Source organism: Pseudoalteromonas porphyrae, from assembly GCF_001298125.1.
Lineage (GTDB): Bacteria > Pseudomonadota > Gammaproteobacteria > Enterobacterales > Alteromonadaceae > Pseudoalteromonas > Pseudoalteromonas neustonica.
The window spans coordinates 40,965-66,528 of the sequence record NZ_LHPH01000024.1 but is presented as its reverse complement, the minus strand read 5'-3'; the positions used below and the strand labels follow the sequence as shown (position 1 = coordinate 66,528).

Below are 25,564 nucleotides of genomic sequence, written 5' to 3'. Positions count from 1 at the left end.
TAATTTAAAGTGGTGCCCGAGGCCGGACTTGAACCGGCACGACTTGTTAGTCGAGGGATTTTAAATCCCTTGTGTCTACCAATTCCACCACTCGGGCATCGAGTTTGCTACTTAAAGCAAGTGGATAAAATTAATATGGAGCGGCACACGAGGCTCGAACTCGTGACCTCGACCTTGGCAAGGTCGCGCTCTACCAACTGAGCTAGTGCCGCATCATATTAATTCTAAATAAATCACATAAACTAATTTATGTAATACAATTTTTATAAGTTACATTTGGCGATATAACTAAACCACAAAGTGGTGCCCGAGGCCGGACTTGAACCGGCACGACTTGTTAGTCGAGGGATTTTAAATCCCTTGTGTCTACCAATTCCACCACTCGGGCATCGAGTTTGCTATTAAAAGCATGTGGAGTGTTGAAATGGAGGCGGAACCCGGAGTCGAACCGAGGTAAACGGATTTGCAATCCGGTGCATGGCCACTCTGCCATTCCGCCCCAACGCTGGGGTAAACCATTAAAATAAACTGGAGCGGCACACGAGGCTCGAACTCGTGACCTCGACCTTGGCAAGGTCGCGCTCTACCAACTGAGCTAGTGCCGCTTTGTTTATCTAAGGGGCTATGCCCTCTCAACACGGACGCATTCTACAGAGATTATTAAACGCGTCAATACAAAAAATGCTAGTTTTGAACTGTTTGCTTGTTTTTTATCTAAAATGGTGCGTTATTATACGTTTAGACTCAATTTTTAGTCAATTCACTCCACGCAGCAATCAAATATTGCAGCATAGAAGTCACCGTTAAAAGAGTTGCGATATAAAGTAAGCCATAACTTAGATACATCATCCAGCTATCGTACTGCCATGTTAAACCAATAATGGCTAACATTTGTGCTGCGGTCTTAAATTTACCCATATTAGATACGGCCACATTATCGCGCTTGCCTTGTTCAGCCATCCATTCGCGTAAAGCTGAAATAACTATTTCTCTACTTATAATAATCAAAGCAGGAATTGTCATATACATTGATTGATAATAGCTAGATAAGGCAACCAATGCGGTGCACACCATTACTTTGTCAGCAACAGGATCTAAGAATGCGCCAAAGGGTGTTGATTGTTCAAGCTTGCGTGCTAAATAACCATCCAAAATATCTGTGATAGATGCGAGCCAAAAAATAAAGGCCGCAGCAAAGAAAGCCCATGAATAGGGCAAATAAAATACCACCAAAAAAATGGGGATAAGGAAAAGTCTAAAGGTTGTGAGTGTGTTTGGAATATTCCACATAACTACTTGGGGATGTCTTTTTTTCTATATTCGCACGAAGGGCTAGCCCTTGTCATGCAAATGGTTAAATATCTTCTCAGCCATGTCAGAGCTGATCCCGGGTACTTGCTTTAATTGATCTATATTAGCAGCTTTTACTCCCTGCATGCCCCCTAAAAATTTTAATAATGTTTGGCGTCGAACTGAGCCGACTCCACCTATTTCTTCTAATAATGATTGAGTGCGTTGTTTTTGGCGCTTATTACGGTGTCCTGCTATTGCAAAACGATGCGATTCATCACGTATATGTTGAATTAAATGCAGTGCGGGTGCATCAGAATCCATCGGAATCGTTTTTCGGCCACCATCAATTAACAAGGTTTCTAGCCCCGGTTTTCGGCTAGTGCCTTTTGCAACACCGACTAGTAGCGGCATTTTTGTATGGGGCCAAGTTGAAAAGTACTGCTCTGCACGCGATAACTGACCTTTACCACCATCAATAAAAATAACATCTGGAATTTTTTCTTCATCTACCAGTTTGTTGTAACGTTTGTTAAGTGCAAACTCCATTGCTGCGTAGTCATCACCACCGGTGATACCCGTCACATTAAAACGCCGATACTCTTTATTGTTTGGCCCTTGCGAATCAAACACAACACAACTGGCGACAGTATTCTCACCCATGGTGTGGCTTATATCAAAGCACTCCATACGATTAATGTCATCTAAGCGCAAAGTAGCTTTGAGCTGTGCATAACGTTTATTAATTGAGTCTTGCGTACTTTGCTTAACGGTGATGCTATTGAGGGCATTTTTATTAGCTAATTGTAGGTATTGTGCTCGCTCTCCCCGAGTTACAACTTTTAAATTAACTTTACGCTCACTTACTTGACTTAATGCATCGCTAAGTACGTCTATTTCGTCAATCGCAAATGGCAGTATAACTTCTTTCGCAATACGCCCTGTTGCACCTGGCGCTAAATAATACTGCCCTAAAAATGAGGTTAAAATCTCTTGTTGCTGGGAGTCTTTTGGAACCTTTGGGAAGTAGGTTTTACTACCAAGAACTTTATGATCACGGATCATAAGCAAATGAATACCATTGAGTCCATTTAAATGCGCAAAACCAACCACATCCATTTCAGCGTAATTTCCTGAAATGGATTGTTGTTCCTGCATTTTTCGCAGCAACATTATTTGATCACGTACTTTTGCAGCGAGTTCAAATTGTAATGCTTGGCTTGCGGTTTCCATTTTAGTAATTAAATCAGAAATAACTTCATGGGACTTGCCAGTCAAAAACTTGCGTACATAACTAACTTGCTGGCTGTATTCATCATCTGATACTTTATCTACACATGGCGCAGAGCAACGCTTTAGCTGATGTTGCAAACATGGTCGGCTGCGAACACGGTAATAAGCATCTTCACATTGTCGAACAGGAAATATTTTTTGCATTAAGCGCAGACTTTCAGATACAGCGCCGGCACTTGGGAATGGCCCAAAATATTCGCCCTTAACTTTGCGGCTTCCACGATGAAATGCAAGCCTTGGATGCTTGTGTGCTGTCAACAATATATAAGGGTAAGACTTATCGTCACGTAATAAAATGTTATAGCGAGGCTGGTATTTTTTTATTAAATTGTTTTCAAGCAATAACGCTTCGGTTTCAGTATTTGTCAACGTAATATCAATATTACAAATATTACTGACTAAGGCACGCGTTTTACTGTCTGTTACAGTGCTACGAAAATAGCTACTCACGCGTTTTTTTAAATTTTTAGCCTTGCCGACATAAATAACATTGTCGTCACTATCAAGCATCCTGTAAACACCAGGTTCACTTGATAGCGTTTTTAAGAAGTGGGCGTGATCAAATTCGGCCATAAAGCAGATTAGTGAGAGCTGTCTATATCAATCATTTTATGTCGAATAGCTAAGTGAGTTAACTCAACATCGCCACTAACATTAAGTTTTTCAAACATCCTGTAACGATAGCTGTTCACCGTTTTAGAACTTAAGTTAAGACGTTCAGCAATATCTTGTACTTTTTCCCCTTTTGTGATCATTAACATGATCTGCAGCTCTCGTTCAGATAAACACTGGAATGGATTTTCATCAGTACGGCCTGTTACTTGCGCTAACGCAATTTGTTGGGCTATTTCTGGTGCTATATACCGTTGTCCAGCATTAACTGCACGGATGGCATTAACCATTTCATCTGAGCCTGCGCCCTTGGTTAAAAAGCCATGTGCGCCAATTTGCATTACTTTACTTGGGAAAGGGTCTTCACAATTCACTGTAAGTACAATGATTTTGACATCAGGGCAGTAGCGACAGATTTTTTTGGTGGCTTCTAGACCGCCGATACCTGGCATATTCATGTCCATGAGCACTATATCAGGTGAGTGCTGACGGCAAAACTGCACAGCTTCTTCACCTGTTTTAGCTTCACCAACTACTTTGAACCCACGAACGTCATCAAGAATACGCCTGATACCCGTACGTATAAGCTCATGGTCATCAACTAAAAGTACGTTAATCAATGGAACACCCTCATATAACTAAACAGCATGTCATTGTGACAATTTAATTCGCCACATTAACACAGAAAAGATGAAACGATAACTCAAATATCGTTCCATTCAGCCCACGCTACGTAAAAATACTCACTTGAGTACTCTATGTAACGTGGTGGTAATTAACTTAAGAAGACGCTTTATCGCTAAAACGATCAACCCATAATGCAATAATACCATCACCTGTGACATTACAGGCTGTGCCAAAGCTATCTTGCGCTAAGTATAGGGCAATCATTAACGCGACTGCACCTTCATTAAAGCCAAGCATACTCGTTAATAAACCTAATGCAGCCATTACAGCGCCCCCCGGTGCGCCTGGGGCTGCAATCATCACAACACCAAGCATCATAATAAATGGCAACATTCCAAATAGAGATGGCACATCCATATTTGGCGACAAAAACATAACTGCCATTGCACACGTCACAATCGTAATTGTCGAACCTGACAAATGGATAGTCGCACATAAAGGAACTGTGAAGTTAGCGACATCTTCTTTAACATTATTTGCTTTACTTGCACGTAAAGACACTGGAATCGTCGCAGCGCTAGACATCGTACCTAATGCAGTAAAATAAGCTGGCAGCATGTTTTTAATTAACTCAACTGGGTTACGCTTTAACAAAATACCCGTGCCTATATATAAAACGCTTAACCAAAGCCAATGCATTACTAATGCAGCTACAAGTACTACACCAAACGTTTGCAAGGTATCAACTACTGAACCAGCAACAGTCATTTCGGCAAATACACCCGCAATATAAAAAGGCAGTGCAGGAATAATTACTTTTGCTAATAAAGCGTCTATTACATCGCGACCTTGATCTGATACTTTTCTAAGTGTTTCAAGTTGCAATTGACTCATACCAATACCAAATACAAAAGCAGTCGCAAGTGCGGTCATTACACCCATTAATGGAGGGATTTCTAAATCAATAAAACTGGCAACTTCAGTGGCCACTTCAGCTTCAAAAGTTAAACCGCCATCAAACAACGGAATAATCGCACTCACAGCCACAACAGCCAATGTTCCAGCAATAACGGTAGATCCATATGCAAAACCTACGGTTTTACCTAATAAATGGCCTGAACCTTTAGGTAAGCCGGCAATCCCTGATGCGATAAAAAATAAAATAATTAACGGGATAGTAAAGGTGATCAACTGACCAATTACTTCTTTTACAGTATAAAGGAGTTCTACACCTGTTAATGGTACATATAGACCCACTAAAATACCGGCCACTATACCGGCAATTAACTTTAAGATTAACGTCATCGTGATCACTTCATAAATTTAGATGCATAGGGTTTTATCATGTTTTAAAGGAGATGTGTCATAAAACCGCTCAAAAACAGTTTGTTTGTATAAAATAACATCGTTACACCATTGCAACATTCTTTCCTTATGTGTGTTGATTATAATTTAAAGATTTTTGCTCATTATGATCTAGTGCAACAAATTTCATATTAAGTTCCCTTATTTTTTAGTCACTAAAACAAAGGCTGGTTTTATTTCATTCAAATATAAGCCGAATAGATATATCTTATAGCCAAACTTTACTTTTATTTTTTTCGTTGCACAGTAGAGTGTGGCTATTACGGTTGATTTATTAATATATCAACCCCCGATTGAATAAACAGCACCCAAGGGAACACAATGTCTACAATTTTTGAAGATAATTCACTCACTATCGGTAATACACCATTAGTAAAACTAAATCGTGTAACCACTGGTAATATTTTTGCCAAAATTGAATCACGTAACCCAAGCTTTAGTATTAAATGCCGTATAGGTGCATCAATGATTTGGGAAGCTGAAAAATCAGGTGAATTGACTAAAGATAAAGAACTTATTGAACCAACATCAGGTAATACAGGTATTGCACTTGCGTTTGTGGCAGCATCTCGTGGTTACAAATTAACGCTGACTATGCCTAATACTATGAGCCTTGAACGCCGTAAGCTATTAAAAGCATTGGGCGCAAACCTTGTGCTAACTGATGGCGCAAAAGGGATGAATGGCGCAATTGAAAAAGCAAAAGAAATCCAAGCAAGTGATCCTACTAAGTTTATTTTGCTACAACAATTTGAAAACCCTGCAAATCCTAAAATTCACTTTGAAACGACTGGCCCTGAAATTTTTGAAGCAACGGACGGTAAAGTTGACTTTTTCGTTGCAGGTGTAGGCACTGGCGGTACAATTACGGGTGTAAGCCGTTATTTAAAACTTGAAAAAGGCCTAAATGTAAAATCAATTGCTGTAGAGCCAACTAACTCACCAGTAATTAGCCAAACCCTAGCAGATGAAGAAATAAAGCCTGGTCCACATAAAATCCAAGGTATTGGTGCAGGTTTTATCCCTGGGAATTTAGACCTTGAAGTAATTGATGGTGCTGAACTTGTTTCTAACGAAGATGCAATTGCAATGGCCCATCAACTAATGAAAGATGAAGGTATTTTAGTGGGTATTTCATCTGGTGCAGCTGTAGTTGCAGCAAAACGTATTGCGGAATTACCTGAGAATGCTGGCAAAAATGTTGTCGTTATTTTACCAAGCGCAACAGAGCGTTACTTGTCTAGCCCATTATTTGCAGAAGAGTTTTCTGAGCAAGAACTTGTTCAATAAACCAGTTTAATTTTAGAAAAGGTCTAGCCATTGTTAGGCCTTTTTTAATACCTAAAGTAATCCTGACTGATTATTTATAAAGCAATACTTCTCTTAGTACAACGACTGTTGAGTACTGTATTTTAACGGCTGAAACGTTTTTGCTCAGCATCTAAGCTCACATTAAGCGTTAGTAACTCGTTGCGCACCCATTGAGTATCAAGATATTGCTCCAAATGCATTTGCGCAAACTGTAAGAAGCTGCGTGCAGCATATGAAATATGCCGATCTGTACGTATTACAAAATACCAATGACTCGCCAAACTGACATCTGTTACGGTTAACACTTTGAAACCAGCCTCTTGCGCAGGTAAAACATGACGCGACAATACCCCTATTCCCATTCCCGATGATACCGCGACTCTTATTGCCTCGTTACTTGCCATCTGTACCGTATTACTAAGTACAAGCCCACGTCTTTGCAGTTCGCTTTCAAACAACATTCGTGTGGCAGAGCCAGGCTCACGCAACAAAAACCGGTGCGATGCTAAATCAACAAGAGACAACTGCTCAGCATCCGCTAGAGGGTGATCTATTGGTGCAATAAATTCGAGTGGATTTTTTAAAAACCGAGCGGCCTGTGCATGCTCTAATGAAGGTGGGTGACTAAAAACATAAATATCATCTTCGCCGCGTTCAAAACGTGATAAGACTTCAGATCTATTACCTATTTCCAGCGGTAATTCAACATGTGGATGGAAGTTACTGTAAGGCCCGAGTAACTTAGGTAAGATATATTGAGCTGTATTGACCATCGCAATTTTACATCGCCCACGCTCGCCGCCTTTAATTTCGGACAGTAAATCACTATAGTCGTCAAAATGACCAAACACCTGCTGACATGTTCTAAATAATGCTAAACCCGCTTCTGTAACTTGCAGTTTTTGCTGTTTCATGTAGACCAATGGCTCTCCTACAGCCTCTTGTAAACGCTTTATTTGCAATGAAACTGTCGGCTGCGTTAAGTGTAAACGTCGTGCAGTTTCACTTATTGAGCCCGTTTTTACAACGCTCATAAAAACTTCAAGTAATCGAAATGAAATATGCCTGAGATCCATTATTACGCCTTTAATAAGTAATAAATATTAACCCATAGATAATATACTATACCTTCCTATCATTCATTTTATTATTTGCTATGCAAAGTTTTCTCTACAATAGTCCTACTTCAAACCCACAGGAGAGAGTTGTGCCAGATATTGTTGTTATGTTTTTTGTTTTAGGATTAGTCGCCGGTGTCTTACGTTCGGATCTTACTATCCCTAAAGCAACATACGAGACACTGAGTTTATTATTAATGCTTACGATTGGCTTGAAAGGTGGCATGGTACTGCATGGTAATTTAAGTTGGCAACTACTCCCCGAGATGGGCTCAGTTATGCTAATTGGCGCACTCATTCCATTAGCTCTTTACCCTATTTTAAAGTATGTTGTTAAGCTATCCGTCGCGAACAGCGCAAGTATTGCAGCCCATTACGGCTCAGTTAGCGCCGGTACTTTTGCGGTAGCCCTTGCCTACGCGGAATCTGCTCAACTCGCTGTTGGGGCAGAGGTAACTCTCTATTTAGTCATGTTAGAGCTTCCTGCAATTATAGTTGGCTTGCTACTTTATAGGCGCTTAGACAAACAACATAGCTCTGAAAATACATTATCACTCAAAGCTCTGTGGCATGAGACGCTAACTAATAAGAGCGTTATTCTACTGGTAGGTGGTGTGATAATCGGTATGATGTACGGTACACAGCAGGGCAGCCAAGTAACGGGGTTATTAACAAATAGCTTTAAAGTCGTACTTGCTCTATTTTTGCTAGAAATGGGTTTAACAGCGGCACAAACATTACGTCCTATTCCTTGGCACCATTGGAAGCTGGCTTTTTTTGCCATCGTTACCCCGTTAGTATTAGGTGCCGTGGGTGTGACTGTTGGCACACTTTTAGAGTTAGAGCTTGGTTCGGTGGTTATTCTTGGAAGTTTAGTGGCCAGCGCTTCATATATTGCTGCTCCTGCTGCCATTAAAGCCGCGATACCGAAAGCAGATATTGGCCTTGCTATGCTAAGTTCACTCGGTGTTACCTTCCCGTTTAATGTACTTATCGGTATAGGTTTGTATCACCAGCTTGCCGTGGCGATGCAATAACCCACGTCATTCAGTTTAAAAGAAGCACCTAAGGTGCTTCTTTTGCCTGAAAAAATAAATCTCATGCTCTAGCTTACCTGGCCGATATATAAATAACACTTGCTTATACTCACTTTAAATTTGCTCAATATTATGGATAATATTAATAGAACGACCATGGCACTTAACATCAACTTATACGCTAAACAACGCGTATCGCCACAAATCACAGCCCAACAACCATCAATACAAAATGTAAGTTTGCCAAATAGTCACGTCTCTATTTCTGAGCAGGGAAAAGACAAGCTCAATCAAGAAAATAAACAGATAAATAAAACCGAATTAGGAGAAAGTATAGCCAAGCAGCTATATGACAATGCGCAACATGGCGTTGATAAAAAAGAGGACGAAACGAGTCAAGATCCAACCGATAGAATGATTGCTAAATTAAAAGAGCAAATAGCTGAGACACAAAAAGAGCTACAAAAACTGAGTGACGATGAATCTGAGCAAGCAGTAGAACAAAAGAAAATACTTCAAAATAAAATCATTGATTTAAATGGGCAACTGCTAAGTCTGATGGAAAAAAAACTTAAGAAATCTAAAACAACTTAATTACTAAAACAAGGTGTTAGCTTACAGCCATCATAAAAAAATATAGCCCGCAGGTAATAGAATACCTAACCCAATCCACAGTGATTTAACCCCTAGAGGAGAATATTTACCTTTAACCATAAATAAGCCACTCAAAGCGAGAAAAATCAGTAATCCGGCAAATATGTCAGAAAATATTACCCACGATTCTTTTGTTTCATTTAGGTGTAAGCGATTAAATGCCTGAAATATATGCCTTGCTTCAATGCGTTCATAAGTAATAGAGCTTGTGGCTAAATTCACACTTAGGTTATTACCATTTTTCAAAAACACTTTAAATTCATCTTTTGCAGACCAGTATGAAGCTTTTACTTCGACATTAGCTTCAACATGAGATAGCACCTGTAAAATTAACTCACTATCGTTTTCTTCATGCCACTGTGTGCCCGCTGCATCAATATGTGTCACATCGACTCTATAATTGGGGTTCCAATCATCTTTATGGTTTACAGCGATCCCCGATACTGAAAAAATAAGAATCAAGCCAACACAAAAATAGCCTACATCACGGTGCAGACTACGATTTAATTTATACCAATTTGTGGTACTACTCAAGGATGTCTACCGCACTTGGATTTAATTGATAAATAGCCATTGGTTCCGTAACACTGCTTGGATCAAAGTCGTCACCAGCTTTTTGAGCTCTGTGCGCCATAACAGTTTTTGTGCGCTCCAGGGTCAGTTCAATTTTTTTAAGTTCTCCCGTTGCAATTGCTTTGCGGCCTTTAGCAGTCATAGGAAACACCATGTCACCATCGTTGACTTTAATCCGTAAATTTTGAAAGCGCTGATCTGATGCCAATGACATCCAGCAACCTCTTTTTTCGCAAACACCTACAATTGTTCCTTCTATAGTAACGGGCGTGGCTAAATAATCATCCGGATCATTCATTATCGTTGAAATCTTGGTAATATTGCCCGCGTTGACCTCTCCACCAAAGTGAAGCGTGCCTGCTGATACGTTAAACGCAAATCCACTGAATAAAAGCACAGCACAAAAAATCGTTTTAGCCTTTTCAATCCAAATTTTCATTTAAAATTCCTTATCGACTTAAAATTTATAAACTAGCTAAAGTAATAAACACTTTATGCGCTTTACATATGCAGAACCCATCGCACTTTAATGCAAATAAAAACCATTTTCAATAAATTAACGATAGAATAATTACTCAGCGCTTTTATTTTTAAAAAGTTTACCGTTTTCTTCCCATTCAATTGCCCACTCATGAACCCTATAAAGTTTAATTTTTGCAGTTGTCATTGCAACACCAAACGCAACGGGAACTAAAAGGTAATATAAAGGGCCCAAACCGAGTAATATACATCCAATGATGTACACAAGTGCGCCAATAACACCGACTGATATACGGTGTTTAACTTTGTAAGTTCTACCCACGAAACGAGCAAAATAGCCTATAATCAAAGGGGATAAAAATAGCATAATCAGTAACAAACCTCCCATTTCCATAAATAAAAAATAAACCGCAATAGCCGGCAATGAGCCTGATAAAGCGCCTAAAAAAGCTAATTTTGGATTTGCATGCTCGTTAATTTCTGTAAAAGCAGCCTCCATTTCTTCAATCGAAAATCTCATTATTAAAATTACCTAATCATTGTTGACGAGTAAAAACACTTATTATTTCATGAGTTATTTTTATAGATAATTTTTTATGTCCCTTTAAAAAAAGCTTTTTGAACCACTAGACCAACTCTGGCCATTTAATTGCCATGCTGTTTTTACTATTTTTGCAGCTGAGTTCTTCATTGCCTTGATAGTTTTTGCATCCCCAAAACTGCCCTTTTGCACTGCTGCGTAGCACCATTTCAGCGTCGCATTTATCACACGTTGGCACTAAGTGATTACAGCGTGTATTTACACATAGTTTAAAACCCGTATAGCGACTTCGAGTCATGGGACTTTGACATTGTTCGCAGGGTTTTTCTGTATGTTCACAACGTGGATAGTGCGAACATGAATAAAACACACCAAACCGCCCTGTTTGTTTTTTTAATACACCGCCATTACAGCGCATACAGTTCATATCCTCGCCGTGGAGTTGATCCACCTCAGTGCTAAATTCATGCTGTTCTATGTCATGTTCAGCTATTAATTCAGTAACAAAACAGCTGGCATTGGCCATATCGGCGATAATATACGCACGATGTTTGGCTCGCGTTAGTGCTACGTAAAATAACCGCCGTTCTTCTGCATAAGTAAACGCTTCTTTCGCTGGTAATAAAGCCTCTAAAATTGCAGGTGTGGCTTTTTCACTCGGAAATCCATGCTTGCCTTTTTGTAACCCGATAATGATCACGTAATCAGCTTCTTTGCCTTTTGAGGCATGAAAAGTCTGCGATTGAATCTTTAACAATGGGTATTTAGCGTACATGGTTTGAATATCTGTCTTACTTGGCAGTTGGAACCAAAATCGCGCTAAAAAATACACCGTTGTTGGTTTGCATGTTTTAGTATGAATTGCATTAAGCACCTCATCAATCGCGCCATTTACAAGCTCAGGTATATCACTGTGATAATTACTTTTAAAAACAGCTGGCGCGTTACTTCCTCGCTTTAATAATGACACCGCTGACTGTGAAACGTGCGTTAAAGAAGTAATCGTTTTATTAAGCTGCGCTGGGTTTTTACTAATAAAGGCAGAGGCAACCTCGCCTATTTTATTATTAAAACGAAACGTGGTATCCAAGGTGGTTTGCGAGGTAAAACCAAAGTAGTTAGCAAACTCAGTGGTTAGCTTAATATCAGCCCCACTAAAACGATAAATTGCTTGCCAGTCATCGCCTACCGCAAATACCGAGCTACCTTTGAGGCTATCGCACAATGCTTTAACTAATCGGGCTCTTGCCTCAGATATATCCTGAAATTCATCAACCATAATATAACGCCAAGGCGATTTAAACTTACCTGCCTCTACATACTCAATTGCTTTGATAATCATATCTTCAAAGTCTATTTCGCCGCGCTGCTGCAAGTGAGCATTGTAGTGAGTGAGAATCGGCTTTAATAACGCTAGTGCCTGCGTTGTTTGCTTGACATCAAGCGAACGTTTAAGCACTTTCACTTCATCCGTAGCACTTAAATATGCGCCTTTATATAAGCTGAGTAATTGAGCAAATAATCCCGCTAATACAGTGACTCTCCCCGTCTCTTTTAAACTTTCAAGCAGTGATTCAACTGGCAGCATCTGAGTGTGCACGTTAACACTTTTTAGTGCCTGCTCAAGTTCACTTAACAACGCACCTTGTTTATGTTGCCCATAGGTCAGCGCTATACAGTGAGTGTTATTACTGGTATGGGTGGTGTTTTTCCAGTCCATTGCGTTGTGATATTGGGCTTTATCAATATACGAGGCGGTATTACCGGCCTCATCAATGCCATAATACTCAATGTATATATCGTACTCAGGTAAATAAAAGTCCGGCTTATATTGTCTACGATCAATAGTTTTAACCGCCACTTTGTAAGGCGCTTCGTATTGATAATCTATACCGTGATAAAAAAGCCAATTAGCAATGTAAAGCTCACCAAAGCTTTTTACTTTGTCACCTTTGAGGCTGCGGATATCATTATCATTTAAGTAGCTGTAATAATCACCTAAGGTTTTGAAATCAAATTCATTCTTTTCAACGTAATAATATTTACTAAAATAATCTAACACCAACTTACGGTACGTTGCACTCTTTTCAATCAGTGATTCAAAACATTGTTGCACCCATTTAGCTTTGGCTTTTTCGTCTTCAGCAAATACACTCATGCTAGGTTTAGCCTGTTCAACCTGTGAGATAATCATTAGGCCAACACTATGAAACGTCGCCGCTTTTATTTTATCCGTAGCAAGTTTTTGTTGAATACGTTCATCCATTTCATCTGCGGCTTTTCGGCCATACGCCAAAAGTAAAATATCACTGTAACGCGCCTGCTGGCTTTGCACTAAAAAACCAGCGCGCCCTATCATCACGCTGGTTTTACCTGTGCCAGCACCAGCCAATAACAAATTGTTATCGTCATCAATCACACAAGCATGTCTTTGTCTTAGCGTTAACGGGTTTGCTTCAATACAGTCAAAAAACTCGTGGTGTAATTTAAGTTGTTTGGTCACGTATTTTTGTTGCAAATAGTATGTAAGGGCATCATCCCAATGAGCATATTGCTCTAATACCTTTATTTTTTTATTGACTAATTCAAGGGCTGGACTGTTTTTAACCCACGGTAGCCATCGGCTGTGCTCTTGCAGCGCAAGCTGCTTAATGCGACTCACATGAGACTGGCGCAAATATCGCTGATTAACCAGTTTGGTTACTTTATTTAAAAAGGCATCAAGCTTTACTGTATTCGCATTAACCCAATATTGTTCACACTGTGCACGTATTGCCCTATGAGTGCCATACGCACGCATTGAAAAAGTGTAGCTGTGTTGCGCTGTAGTAAAGCGAACGGTTTGACCCAAAATGCCATACGCAAACGACAGCGGTGCAACCAGCTCATTCCAACTAATATGGATGATAGAGTTACCTTGACGAATAACGAGTGTATGTTGATCAAAGGCTAAGGAAGCTTGTTTCGAAAATAAACGCCCAAGCAGGCTAAATGCAATAGAATCCATTAACTGCTGAATTCCTAATTTAAAAGAGTCAATTGCTGGTATTTTAAGTTAATCAGCAAAGTAAGTGTAAAAATAACGGTATTTATTTTGTCTGCTTTAGCGTGGATTCACCGATACAGTTTTTTATGAGGGTTTAAAAAGAACATTTTCTTCCAACCTTGGTTTTGAGTGGTCATCAACCAAGGATATGGTAATAAAGATAAAATAGAGTAATGCACATGAGGTTGCTTACCTGCGGCATTGCCTGTATCTCCCAAACTGCCAATGACTTCGTTGACCGAAACATAATCGCCAGCACTGACCGAGTGATCCTCTAAATGGGCAAAGTAATGAATTCTCCATTTAGGCCCAAGTAATGCCACCACTTTTCCACCACGTTTTAATTCACCAGAGTACACCACGACTCCGCTCACGGCTGCAACCACTGGCGTGTGTTTTTTACCAAAAATATCTATCCCTTTGTGTACGCCAGATCTCCCCCATGGTTCATACCAAAAGGTAGTGTGATTCCAGTCATTCGCCGTAGCACCTTGCACTGGAATAACTATTTTTTCAGGTATTAATAAACCTATGGTTAATAAAATAATTAAAACAACTATAAAAATTTTTATTCCTTTCAAACTTCACTCCAGACGGCTTCTGTCAGTAACTTCATCATATGAACCTATACTAACGTAAAACACAAACTATTCAGCTTTTATATAAAATTTTAATCCCCTGTTTCTATTAGCTTATAAATACAAGTAAATTATATATTTGCACTTCAAACAGATTTAGCTACCTTTAATGTAACTGTATAAAAAAGAGTATGTTATGGACGTACGTTCAATAAAGTTCTTAATGACCTCCATTTTTGGAGGGCTGATTGTATTACTTTCGGCACTTACATTTTTAATTTTTTACTTAAACGCGGAGTTAAAAGAAATTGAAAGTGCCACTGAGAACCGCTATTTAGCTTATCAAGCTGCAGATGAGCTCCGCCAAAGCTCAGATGAACTAACTCGTTTAGGCCGAACATACACAATCACGGGGGATGAAAAATACGAAAAAATGTATTTTGATGTACTTGCTATTCGTAACGGGGATAAACCTCGGCCAGTCAATTATCATACAATTTATTGGGATCTCGTTCTTGATTATGGTAATAAACCCAAGCCCGATGGCTCAAGGGATAACCTTATTAACCGAATGAAAGAGCTTGGATTTTCTAAAGTCGAGTTGTCTTTATTAGAAGAAGCTAAAAAAAATTCAGATGGTTTAGTTCAGTTAGAAGTTGAGGCAATGAATGCGGTTAAAGGAAAATTCAAAGACTCAAACGGTCAGTTTACTCAGTTAAGGGAACCTGATCTAAACTTTGCCTCACAACTTGTCCACTCAGACGAATATCATGAATTCAAAGCAAACATAATGAAACCAGTTGATAAATTCTTTACTCAACTTGAAAGCAGAACCAGTCAGCGATTAAAGAAAATTGAAGATGAAGTCCGCTCTTTACTTATTGTTGCGGTTTGTGTGGTGATTTTCTCTTTATCATTTTGTATGGGAGGGCTCTACATTGCGCGTCGTCGCGTGACAAAACCAATCATAGAACTAGGTATTGCGTTTAATGCAATTGGTGAGAGTAATAATTTAACAACCACAGTCCAAGAGCAAGGTGTGTCTGAAGTAAAAGAAGTTGCATCTATAGTAAACAGAATGCTTAGCAGTTTTAGATCAACCATACAAGCTATAGCTGTAGCAAGCACTCAAATGACCTCGGTAGCTAAGGAAGTATCGCAGTTTGTAAAAGATAACCGCAACATAGCACACGAACAAAGCGCTAAATTGGAAAGTATTGCCACCGCAGCGGAACAAATGACAGCCACTTTAAATGATGTAACCCAAAACACAGTAAGCACTGCAGATTATACTAATACAGCTGAAGACGAGGCACGTAAAGGCCTTGAAGTCATGACCCAAACAAATAAAAGTTTCGCTGAACTCTCTGAACGCTTTGAGTCAACGGCACAGATTATCGCTGATTTAACCGAGCAAAGCGGACAAGTTTCTAGCGTAGTTGAAGTTATCAAGGCAATAGCCGAACAAACTAATTTACTTGCTTTAAATGCAGCTATTGAAGCAGCCCGCGCAGGCGAACAAGGGCGAGGATTTGCAGTTGTTGCTGACGAAGTGCGATCTCTTGCTCAAAGAACACAAGAATCCACCGCAGAAATAGCCAACATTATCGAACAGCTTCAAACAAAGGCTAATACTGCAAATGGTGCTATTGATATAAGTAAAAACCAAGTTAAAGCCACTGAGTCTCAAGTATCAGATTCACAAGATGTTTTACAGGTTATTTTTAATACTGTGTCAAAAATTAGGGATCTTAGCAATGGGGTAGCAAGTGCATCTCAAGAGCAGCTCTCAGTAACTGAAAATATAAATGCAAATATAAACGAAATGAGTCAACTATCACAAGATTCTGCTCATAAACTCGATAACTTTATGACCATTGTACAACAAATGGAAAAAACAGGAAAAGAACTACACGCAAGTGCCTCACAATTTAAAGCTTAAATGATTTATACGCCCTGAGTTTATCGGCTCAATGCAGCAAGTAAATTTTGCTTCCTAAAAGTTATAAAAAACGCCGGCAAGTAAACTTGCCGGCCTTGAAAATATAAAATAGAAATACCTAAATTATTTTTTCTCTAATCGTTTTTGCAGATTTAACGCTGCGTCAGCTGCTAGTAAGCGCATAAATTCTGAGCCATTAGCCTGTTCACCTTGCCCACCACCAATCATAATTTCAGGTACTAAGCGACTGTTACCTAGACTTTTAAATAATGCTGTTTGAATTTTAACTTCTGCTTTTAATGTTTCATCAAATACATATTTAGGATCAAGTGCCGCAGACTTCGCTCTTTGACGCGCTTCAGCAAGTACATCCATACCTAATGCTTCTAAACGTTGTTGTTTTAAAATCTCAGCCTGCTCTTTAGCAAGTTCGGCCTTAACCGCTACACGTTGCTGCGCTGAAATAATTGCATTTGCTTTTACACGCTCAGCATCAATTTGCTCTTTGATCTTTAGCTTCTCTGATTCTGCGCGCTGCTTAGCAATTGCTTGCTCACCTAAAGCCACTTCAGTTCGTGCTTGCTGCTCTGCTTTTTTAAGGTTTTGTCGCGCAAGTGCTTCATCTGCCGCCGCTTGCTTTTGTGCCTCAAGACGTGCGTTTACTTTACTTTCGTAATCAATATCGATGATACTCGCATCTACAACCGTAATCCCATACGCACCTAAAATAGGTGCATTACGCAATGCGTTACCTTCAGCATCTTTACGAATATTAATAGTTACTCGTTGTTGTTTGCTTAGGTTATTAAGATCATCTGTTTTATCACGCTCGCCTGTACTTATTATTTGCTCAGTCACAAAAATACCATTTGTAAGCTGATCAGAAAAATCTTGGCTTAATTGACCATTACCGCCAGAGTAATGCTGCTCTACTGACATCATGCGCGCCGACGCTTTTACATTTTCAGTGGTTGCACGCATTAATAGATTTGAGATGAGCGTTTCTTGCGAACCAAATTCTTCATGTATTTTAAGTAGTCCGCGAAGAGTACCTGACTCACCCGCAGGTACATTACCAGGCAGTCTAAAACGTGAGACTCCTCTTGCGCCACCAGTTGTAGTATCCAAAAAGCGAATAGGAATTAACGGCACAATAGCACTGGCAGTTGCGGTGCTGTCGCCTGTAAAGTTAATTGAAATAACTTTTTTATACGCCGAAGTAGTACCAAACGCTTTTAAATAAGGGCCAGCTTGATCAATCACCGTTAAATTACCGGTAAAGGCTGATTGATGAACCAACCGTTCATCTGCTTCATTCCACGAAATAACTTGTGAGGTCAATGTTGCAATCACTACGAGTACGATGACAATGGCACTAATTAAAATTACGCTACGACGACCAAAGCGCCCTATAAAAGATCCTTTATTTGCTTGTGTAGCGGGTTGTTGCTGGCTATCCATTTTTATTACTCTCCATATTTAATTTCTTTTTAACAAAATAAATGATTTCTTGCTCGCTTAATTGCGCACAAAAACTTCCTGAACGGTGTAACTCAATAAATGTGGTCAGGATATCTTCTTTGCTCTTGCGTGCTTTATCTTCGTTTTCTTGCGTTTGATTTTTTTCGGTAAGTTGAGTTATCAAGTCATCTACTATCGTATCTTTATCAAATAACACATTGTATTCTTTAGATTTACTGACTCGTGTTCTATGTATGTTACTGTAAATAACATAAAGCGACGAGCACAATATAACAATAAGTATACTTATCCCAATGATATACAGAATCATAAAATCTACTTATATAATTTGAATTGTTGATTTTTATAACAACTATAAAACGCTGTTTACAGATGTTAAGTTAATAATTTTACAGGATAACGCAGAAAAAAACAGAATAAAAAATATTGCATCAGCTGTAGCTATACGTAACTTACCCCACAATGTAGAATTCAGCATTGGTTTAACAGCTATTTGTACGAGTTATTGCGCAAACTCGAAACAATACTCGGCGGCTTCTATTTGTTGAGTATTATAAAAATCATTGGGGAGTTGAAAATGCCTTTGGGTGTGTTCTAAATTGAGTGCCTTAATATTTGCCATAAGTGCTTGGCGTTTTTCAATCCACTGACTTGAAAATCTTGGGTTATTAATAAAGTGAGATACAGCTCTAAATTCAAAGTAAATGGTTCTGCGTATTGCTGAACTCTCCTGCCTTCCCGAACAGTGGGCGGTATTTACATGATGAATAACCACATCCCCTGCTTTGGCAGTCACATTCACGCTTTGTAGTCTAGAATCTGATAGCTGGCGTTTTATATCGCAAACACACAATTGGCTACAATGAGAACCAGGAACTACTTTTAACGCTCCTTGCTCTGCTATCGCATCGTCTAAATATATTCCAAGTGTGATAATAGGTTCTTGCGTTTTTACGGCCATATCACGGTGCCAGTCGAAACCAAGTGAGTCTAATGAATTTTTAATAACGATAGACTCATAACTAGGTAAAACCGGTTCGCCAACAATAGCCTCAACATAACTCATTAGTTTGGTGTGTGCTAATAAACAAGCAAACCGAGGCTGAAACTGAAAAAGTGAATTAATACGGTAAACAAAAGGCTCGCCTGCTTGTTGCATAATGGCAACATTATTAAGCGACCTCCCAGCTAAATGTTGTGACTTTACATCGTCAGTCAAGTGTTGGCAAAAATGCCCAAGCGCAATAACTTCACTCGGTTCTATCACTTGTTTTATTAGCACAAACCCCTGCTGTTTTAACTGTTCTGATACTAATTTAGTTTCCATCTTTCAAACCTCCTTATTCGTTATATTGTTGTGGTCAACTAATACAGCACAGTAGCTTATCTAAATTCAGGCCTAATTAAGGACTGTGTAGTATTTTTTAACAACACAAGACTCCCAACAATATATTTAGCAGGCAGTTTGGTGGACTCAGATCGCACAAAAAAGTAGATAATGAGTGGAAAAAATCACCGACTGCACAGTTAATCCATAATTTTGTTTAAATAATTTAAAAATACCAGTTAGCGTAGACTAACTGGTATTTTTTTGTGGCTAAATGATCACTGTTAACGTTATTTTATAGCTTCAGCTTTTTTCTTCGTAAAACAAATAACCCTAACAAAGTTAAAGTTAGAAAATTAAGTAAACCACCTGAATTTTTAGCTTCGGGTTCTGTTACATCAGGTTTTGGCGCAACAACTACAGGTGGAGTCGTATTTGCTGTAAATACAACTTCGCTTTGTTTGGTGGCAGTCTGGCCGTGTTCATCAGTGACTTTTAGTTCAACAGCATAAGTGCCATCTTGTATGAAGTCATGTTCAAATTTGCCAAGCTCACTCACGACATCGGCATCTATCGTCCATTCGTATGTCAACTGAGATCCATCTAAATCACTACTCAGCCCAGCATCAAAGTTACATACATATATTTCGCACGCCTCGCTAAAATTAGCTTCTGGTTTAATGAGTTCTTGCACTTGAGCATTTATTTCAATGCTTTGTGTAGTACCAAACTTATTAGTGAGTTGATAGGTGACTTTGTTCTCGCCCAGTTGAGGCATTACAGCCGTAAACTGCTCTTCATTGTAGCTATTATCAGCAAATTGCCATAAATATGAGTAACCACCAAATTTGTTGCCTGCTTTAAACTCACATTTTGCGCCTTCACATGTTGCTGTCGCTCGGAGTGTTGGTAAGCTCGCATCTAAATTAAATGCTGATACAGGCCCTACTTGCCCTGTTATATCTTTCCCTTGAAAATACAGTGTGATTTTTCCATCAATTAAGTCTGATTGATTAAATGTAGCAATAACATTTTCTGTTTTAGCGTCGGCGTTGCCATCTAAAAATGTCGCTAAACGGGTATTTCCTGCACTTGGGTATTCGTTAAGACTGTATTTTACTGTTGCAATGTTATCTGCGACTAAATCACCATTGAGCTTACTAAAGCGCTCTTCTGTTACGCTAACTTTAACTTCAATGTTACCACCAACACTGCCAACGACCTCAATAGATTCAATATCAGGCCCTTGGGTTAATAAGTATGGGGCTTCCACTACTTTTGCCGCATATAAAAGCGCTTTTAGATTATCGGGTTTTAGTGTTTCTTGGTAATAATCACATGACTGAAAAAAGTCAGTACCTAACTCAAATGTAATATGCGCAATACCCAGCTCTCCGTACGCCAAGCTATCCGACGTACCATCTGTAGCATATAAGCCTATCGATTGTTGTGGTAAGTAATTATTGAAATATGCAAGCTTTTTACCAAGCGATTCAAGCCCAGCTTGGTTTGGAGCTGGTTTATCAATATTTCCCCAAGGCCAAAGTATGAGGCGGCTGTAACTGTGAATATCAAGGTATAGGCCTTGTGTATCACTTGGCGCAGCATCATCGTCATTTGTGCCTCTCACATCAGGATATAACTTGCGTATATAATCTTCTATCGCAGCCACTTCAGGTTCAGACGCGCCGCTTTTACCGCGATATGTTGCTTGGCAAGCTTGCCCGCTAGATCCCCCTTCAACCGTATTCCAACCAAATGAATAATTACGATTGAGATCAACACCCACATTCCCCGATGGGCAATGGTTTTCATTGTGATTTTTGCGTTGTAAGTAGCCTGCCTCAGCAATTTTTCGACCATCAGGGTTACTTTGAAATAATATATGAATTTGATGACGCTCTAAAATCCATGCGATATCCGGATTTGTTTTCGCATCATTAAGTAGCATTTTAGCAAAGTCGAGAGTGAGGCCTGCTGTCGCATATTCTCTGGCATGTAATGCGCTTTGAATAAATAACACGGGTGGATTATCAAGGTTTTTATTACCTATTTTTAATACTTTTAGATCGTAACCTGAGCCACCATTTATTTTTTGCCAACTATCACCAATGTCTACCCATTGCGTTATATCAGGATATTGCTGCGTTAACTGCTCGACGCTGGCAAGTGTTTCTTCAACTGTTGCATAACATGCAAACCCTGGGATCCCCGATGTTTGTACACTTTGAGATACATGCTGTTCCTGCATTTTTTTTACTTTACTGTGCCATAAAGCATCTGCTGGTGTCAGTTTAATACCCTTGCTTTGTAAGCGTAAAACATCCTGATTTGATAACTGTAATAAAATGCCATTTCGTTCATCAGATAAAAGTGCATGATGAAAGCTTATGCGCGTTTTTATTTCTTGTTGTTCATTATCAAACGTCGCTAAATAAACTGGATCTTGTACTCCAGCCAGCGATAAAGTACTTGCTAATAAAAGAGGGGCTACAAATAGCATTCTGAATAACCAATGTCGTTAGTATTATTTTAACTAAAATATAACATTTAAGTTAAAACTTAAATGTTTAGTTCCCAAATAAATGTTAAATGAGCTTTTTAAGCTTTAACTTCCTCTATGTATTCTAACCATTCTATCTATACTTTAATTAAACATCATATTTGCAGCCATCACTAACAATAATACTGCAAAGATTTTTTTGATCATTGGTACAGGTAGATGATGTGTTGCTTTGGCACCTAGAGGCGCCGTAAACCAAGACGTGCAAATAATACCGAATAAAGCAGGTAAATATACAAACCCAGCAAACCCATCTTCTAAAGCAAAATGACTACTGCCTGAGCTGATATAACCTATCGATCCAAATAATGCGATGACAATACCGCAGGCAGAAGCACATCCTATCGCTTTTTTCATATCGAGTGAGAAAAACGTCAATAGTGGCACTAGAAGTGCGCCACCGCCAATCCCAATCATGGCTGACAAGCCGCCTGTAATCGTTGTAAAAAAGGTTAACAGGCCTTTGTTAGGCATTTTACGCTCAACAGGGGAATCACTTTTACTGCTTAAAAACATCTTCAACGCAATCAGTGTCACGCTCACTGCAAACACAATACGCACGGTTGCCTCTGGTAATAATGCGGCTAAAAAACCACTGATAAGCGCGCCAAAAGCAACCCCTGTCATTATCCAAGGGGCAAGTTCCCAAGGTACATTGCCATTTTTATGATGCGCTATTGCTGACGACGTTGAGGTGAATAATATTGACGCCAATGATGTTGCAATTGCAACGATAACAACCTGTTCAGCAGGTAAAATAGCTAAATAAAGTAAAATACTGCTTAATATTGGGACAATGACAAGCCCACCGCCAATGCCTAACAGCCCTGCTAAAAAACCTACGCCGCTGCCTAATATCGCGCAGTATAAAATTAACAACATCAATTCACTCATTCTATTCTTCTCTTATTATATTTAGGGACTACTACATGACATAATTGCAGTGTTTTACGCAGTAACATAATTGCTCAATTGTAAAGGACTTAAGCTAAATTAAGGTTAACTTTTAAGCTCATTACATACGCCGCGAGTATATCAATATAACCACGCCCCGCTCACTCTTTTGACTAAAATGAGCCCTGAATATTCTTCATGTTTTACATGAAATAAACACACATTAAACATCTAGAAGTCTAGAAGTTCAGAAATCCTTGTGAGATTTTTAGCGTTTTATCCAATTCGATGAATCGCTATTAAGTAACATCGCAAAATTATAATAAGCAATGAATATGGCTCATGTTTTATGTGAAATAAAACCGTTTTTCTTCATGTACCGATCCACGTATAAATTACTCAACGCTTAGCGCTAGACAACATATAGCCACCCCTTCATTGGGCGTAAACAAAAAGGCTGTGATGGTTGCTAACTAATTAAATCATAAAAATTGATTGGAAAGTCCAGCAAGCGTAACCCATAAACTCAGTTTTAAATCAGACAATTGGATACTAGATCACCATGAATAAAGACTTCACATTTACTATTAAGAGCATTTGTCTTGATGAAGATTATCACCCATCAGACAATACCCGTATCACCACTAACTTTGCTAATTTGGCCAGAGGTAGTCACCGCCAAGCTAACTTACGCAACGCTTTAAAGATGATTGACAACAGTTTTAATGCCTTAGCAAATTGGGATAACCCTAAAGGCGATCGCTATTCTGTTGAACTTGAAATTATTTCTGTTGATATGGACATTGAAGGCAGTGGCCAAACTTTCCCATCAATTGAAGTATTGAAAACGAATATTGTTGACCATAAAACAAATAAACGCATTGAAGGCATTGTAGGAAATAACTTTTCTTCTTATGTACGCGATTATGATTTTAGCGTATTGCTACAAGAACATAATAAAGATCAACCACAATTTAGCATTCCAGATAATTTTGGCGAATTGCATGGCAAGCTCTTTCAATACTTTGTAAATTCAGCTGTTTACAAACAAAACTTTAGTAAACCGCCGGTTATCTGCCTAAGTGTATCGGATAATAAAACGTATCATCAAACTGAAAATCAGCACCCAGTATTAGGTGTTGAGTATCAGCCAAATGAGTCGTCTTTAACTGAGCAATATTTCAAAAAAATGGGCCTGCAAGTTCGCTATTTTATGCCTGCAAACAGTGTAGCGCCTTTGGCATTTTATTTCTTTGGTGATTTGCTTAATGACTACACGAGCCTTGAGCTTATCAGTACCATAAGCACAATGGGCACCTTTCAAAAAATCTACCGCCCTGAAATATATAATGCCAATGCAGCTGCAGGAAAAGCGTATCAACCAAACCTAAAGAACTTAGATCATTCATTAACACAAATTGTTTATGATCGAGAAGAGCGCAGCAAACTCGCTAATGAGCAAGGAAAGTTTGCCGAAGAAAAATTTATCAAACCATACCAAACTGTGCTTGAACAGTGGTCTGCTAGCTACGCTTAATTGCTCGGTTGAAAATCAATCCAAATTTACGGCATTATTTATTATGAAAACACAGACTAATAACACACTATTACCCACTTCAACCGCAGGCAGTTTACCTAAACCTGCTTGGCTTGCAGAGCCAGAAACGCTTTGGTCACCTTGGAAATTACAAGGCGATGAATTAATTGCAGGCAAACAGGATGCGCTACGTTTGTCATTACAAGATCAACAACATGCAGGTATTGATATTGTGAGTGATGGCGAACAAACACGCCAACACTTTGTAACCACATTTATTGAGCACCTCAACGGTGTTGACTTTGAAAAACGTAAAACCGTTAAAATTCGCGATCGCTATGATGCCAGTGTACCAACAGTTGTAGGCCCTGTTAGTCGCCAAAAGCCTGTATTTGTTGAAGATGCCAAGTTTTTACGCAAGCAAACCAATCAGCCAATTAAATGGGCCCTGCCAGGACCTATGACGATGATAGATACACTCTACGATGACCACTATAAAAGTCGAGAAAAGCTTGCATGGGAATTTGCTAAAATTCTCAACCAAGAAGCCAAAGAATTAGAAGCGGCAGGTGTAGATATTATCCAATTTGATGAGCCTGCATTTAATGTATTTTTTGATGAAGTCAATGAATGGGGTATCGCCTGTTTAGAAAGAGCGATTGAAGGCCTTAAATGCGAAACAGCAGTCCATATTTGTTACGGTTATGGCATTAAAGCCAACACTGATTGGAAAAAAACCTTGGGCTCTGAATGGCGACAATATGAAGAGGCTTTTCCAAAACTGCAAAAGTCTAATATCGATATTATCTCACTAGAGTGTCACAACTCTCATGTACCAATTGAGTTGCTTGAACTCATTCGCGGTAAAAAAGTAATGGTAGGCGCGATTGACGTTGCAACCAATACCATTGAAACACCAGAAGAAGTAGCAGCCACCCTGCGCAAAGCACTTAAATATGTTGATGCCGACAAGCTCTACCCTTGTACCAACTGCGGCATGGCCCCGCTACCTCATCACGTAGCAAAAGGGAAACTAGATGCCTTAAGTGCAGGTGCAGAGATAGTCAGAAAAGAGCTTTCAGCTTAGACGCAATGATAATAGAGTTGCCTTTAGGTTTGTTCTGATTCAACGCAAGTAAATGCTCTATTTATTTAAAACGAAGCCTCATTTTTACGAGGCTTCTAAACTTACTTTGAAATAAAAATAGCCACTGATTGGCTAAAATTAATAGTAATACAATATAGAACAACATTTCTTCTAGCCGAATTAAGTTATTATTTTATCCCAATTACT

At 39.1% G+C, this 25,564-nt stretch carries 21 protein-coding genes and 5 tRNA genes; 6 read left to right on the top strand and 20 right to left on the bottom strand.

Going from position 1 to position 25,564, the window contains the following annotated elements:
• Positions 1 to 10: 10 nt before the first annotated feature.
• From ADS77_RS17415 to ADS77_RS17375, 9 genes are all read right to left on the bottom strand, one after another.
• A tRNA-Leu gene (locus ADS77_RS17415) sits at positions 11 to 97 on the bottom strand.
• Positions 98 to 136: 39 nt separating this feature from the next.
• A tRNA-Gly gene (locus ADS77_RS17410) sits at positions 137 to 212 on the bottom strand.
• Between the two features lie 89 nt (positions 213 to 301).
• Positions 302 to 388, bottom strand: a tRNA-Leu gene (locus tag ADS77_RS17405).
• Between the two features lie 37 nt (positions 389 to 425).
• A tRNA-Cys gene (locus ADS77_RS17400) sits at positions 426 to 499 on the bottom strand.
• A gap of 30 nt (positions 500 to 529) precedes the next feature.
• Positions 530 to 605: transfer RNA gene (locus ADS77_RS17395), tRNA-Gly, on the bottom strand.
• A gap of 139 nt (positions 606 to 744) precedes the next feature.
• Positions 745 to 1,290 carry a CDP-diacylglycerol--glycerol-3-phosphate 3-phosphatidyltransferase gene (gene pgsA, locus ADS77_RS17390; RefSeq protein ID WP_054205697.1) on the bottom strand — a complete coding sequence of 182 codons (546 nt, stop codon included), beginning with the start codon at positions 1,288 to 1,290 and terminating at the stop codon, positions 745 to 747.
• A 42-nt stretch (positions 1,291 to 1,332) separates the two neighbouring features.
• Positions 1,333 to 3,156: an excinuclease ABC subunit UvrC gene (uvrC, locus tag ADS77_RS17385; protein WP_054455551.1), complete on the bottom strand. Its 1,824-nt coding sequence runs from the start codon at positions 3,154 to 3,156 to the stop codon at positions 1,333 to 1,335.
• An 8-nt stretch (positions 3,157 to 3,164) separates the two neighbouring features.
• Complete coding sequence (uvrY, locus tag ADS77_RS17380; protein ID WP_054205695.1) at positions 3,165 to 3,815, bottom strand: UvrY/SirA/GacA family response regulator transcription factor; 651 nt, start codon at positions 3,813 to 3,815, stop codon at positions 3,165 to 3,167.
• 160 nt (positions 3,816 to 3,975) lie between these two features.
• Positions 3,976 to 5,127 (bottom strand): dicarboxylate/amino acid:cation symporter, encoded by a 1,152-nt coding sequence (locus ADS77_RS17375; protein WP_054205694.1) that lies wholly within the window; start codon positions 5,125 to 5,127, stop codon positions 3,976 to 3,978.
• A gap of 381 nt (positions 5,128 to 5,508) precedes the next feature.
• On the opposite strand from ADS77_RS17375, the gene cysK reads away from it, so the two are divergent.
• The gene (cysK, locus tag ADS77_RS17370; RefSeq protein WP_054455548.1) at positions 5,509 to 6,477 is read left to right on the top strand and encodes a cysteine synthase A; all 969 of its coding nucleotides are present in this window, start codon (positions 5,509 to 5,511) and stop codon (positions 6,475 to 6,477) included.
• 122 nt (positions 6,478 to 6,599) lie between these two features.
• On the opposite strand, the gene ADS77_RS17365 is transcribed toward cysK, so the two are convergent.
• Entirely contained in the window at positions 6,600 to 7,574 is a 975-nt protein-coding gene (locus ADS77_RS17365; RefSeq protein ID WP_054455546.1) for a LysR family transcriptional regulator, read from the bottom strand.
• Between the two features lie 131 nt (positions 7,575 to 7,705).
• On the opposite strand from ADS77_RS17365, the gene ADS77_RS17360 reads away from it, so the two are divergent.
• Positions 7,706 to 8,653, top strand: coding sequence for a sodium-dependent bicarbonate transport family permease (locus tag ADS77_RS17360; protein WP_054205691.1), 948 nt, complete (start codon positions 7,706 to 7,708; stop codon positions 8,651 to 8,653).
• A 156-nt stretch (positions 8,654 to 8,809) separates the two neighbouring features.
• Positions 8,810 to 9,247 (top strand): hypothetical protein, encoded by a 438-nt coding sequence (locus ADS77_RS17355; RefSeq protein ID WP_054205690.1) that lies wholly within the window; start codon positions 8,810 to 8,812, stop codon positions 9,245 to 9,247.
• A 30-nt stretch (positions 9,248 to 9,277) separates the two neighbouring features.
• Here ADS77_RS17355 and ADS77_RS17350 read toward each other — a convergent pair whose 3' ends face one another.
• The 5 genes from ADS77_RS17350 to ADS77_RS17330 all read right to left on the bottom strand — a co-directional run bounded on the left by ADS77_RS17350 (position 9,278) and on the right by ADS77_RS17330 (position 14,528).
• Positions 9,278 to 9,841: a PepSY-associated TM helix domain-containing protein gene (locus ADS77_RS17350; protein WP_054205689.1), complete on the bottom strand. Its 564-nt coding sequence runs from the start codon at positions 9,839 to 9,841 to the stop codon at positions 9,278 to 9,280.
• Positions 9,834 to 10,319, bottom strand: a complete 486-nt coding sequence (locus tag ADS77_RS17345) for a DUF4920 domain-containing protein (RefSeq protein ID WP_054205688.1) — start codon at positions 10,317 to 10,319, stop codon at positions 9,834 to 9,836. Before ADS77_RS17345 ends, ADS77_RS17350 begins: the two co-directional genes overlap by 8 nt.
• Positions 10,320 to 10,451: 132 nt before the next feature.
• A complete protein-coding gene (locus tag ADS77_RS17340; protein WP_054205687.1) occupies positions 10,452 to 10,880 on the bottom strand; it encodes a hypothetical protein in 429 nt (142 codons plus the stop codon).
• Positions 10,881 to 10,986: 106 nt separating this feature from the next.
• Complete coding sequence (locus ADS77_RS17335; protein WP_054455543.1) at positions 10,987 to 13,908, bottom strand: UvrD-helicase domain-containing protein; 2,922 nt, start codon at positions 13,906 to 13,908, stop codon at positions 10,987 to 10,989.
• A 107-nt stretch (positions 13,909 to 14,015) separates the two neighbouring features.
• Entirely contained in the window at positions 14,016 to 14,528 is a 513-nt protein-coding gene (locus ADS77_RS17330; RefSeq protein WP_082355713.1) for a M23 family metallopeptidase, read from the bottom strand.
• A 193-nt stretch (positions 14,529 to 14,721) separates the two neighbouring features.
• On the opposite strand from ADS77_RS17330, the gene ADS77_RS17325 reads away from it, so the two are divergent.
• On the top strand, positions 14,722 to 16,467 hold the full coding sequence (locus tag ADS77_RS17325) for a methyl-accepting chemotaxis protein (protein WP_054455541.1): 1,746 nt from the start codon (positions 14,722 to 14,724) through the stop codon (positions 16,465 to 16,467).
• A gap of 123 nt (positions 16,468 to 16,590) precedes the next feature.
• On the opposite strand, the gene ADS77_RS17320 is transcribed toward ADS77_RS17325, so the two are convergent.
• The 5 genes from ADS77_RS17320 to ADS77_RS17300 form a co-directional block, all read right to left on the bottom strand.
• Positions 16,591 to 17,928: an SPFH domain-containing protein gene (locus tag ADS77_RS17320; RefSeq protein WP_054455539.1), complete on the bottom strand. Its 1,338-nt coding sequence runs from the start codon at positions 17,926 to 17,928 to the stop codon at positions 16,591 to 16,593.
• On the bottom strand, positions 17,921 to 18,259 hold the full coding sequence (locus ADS77_RS17315; protein ID WP_054205683.1) for a hypothetical protein: 339 nt from the start codon (positions 18,257 to 18,259) through the stop codon (positions 17,921 to 17,923). Before ADS77_RS17315 ends, ADS77_RS17320 begins: the two co-directional genes overlap by 8 nt.
• Positions 18,260 to 18,451: 192 nt before the next feature.
• Entirely contained in the window at positions 18,452 to 19,276 is an 825-nt protein-coding gene (locus ADS77_RS17310; RefSeq protein WP_054455537.1) for a phytanoyl-CoA dioxygenase family protein, read from the bottom strand.
• A gap of 295 nt (positions 19,277 to 19,571) precedes the next feature.
• Positions 19,572 to 21,779 carry a M14 family zinc carboxypeptidase gene (locus ADS77_RS17305; RefSeq protein WP_054455535.1) on the bottom strand — a complete coding sequence of 736 codons (2,208 nt, stop codon included), beginning with the start codon at positions 21,777 to 21,779 and terminating at the stop codon, positions 19,572 to 19,574.
• Between the two features lie 144 nt (positions 21,780 to 21,923).
• The gene (locus ADS77_RS17300) at positions 21,924 to 22,733 is read right to left on the bottom strand and encodes a sulfite exporter TauE/SafE family protein (protein ID WP_054205680.1); all 810 of its coding nucleotides are present in this window, start codon (positions 22,731 to 22,733) and stop codon (positions 21,924 to 21,926) included.
• Between the two features lie 562 nt (positions 22,734 to 23,295).
• On the opposite strand from ADS77_RS17300, the gene ADS77_RS17295 reads away from it, so the two are divergent.
• Positions 23,296 to 24,270: a DUF1852 domain-containing protein gene (locus ADS77_RS17295; RefSeq protein ID WP_054205679.1), complete on the top strand. Its 975-nt coding sequence runs from the start codon at positions 23,296 to 23,298 to the stop codon at positions 24,268 to 24,270.
• A 43-nt stretch (positions 24,271 to 24,313) separates the two neighbouring features.
• Entirely contained in the window at positions 24,314 to 25,357 is a 1,044-nt protein-coding gene (locus tag ADS77_RS17290; protein WP_054205678.1) for a methionine synthase, read from the top strand.
• Positions 25,358 to 25,564: the final 207 nt, after the last annotated feature.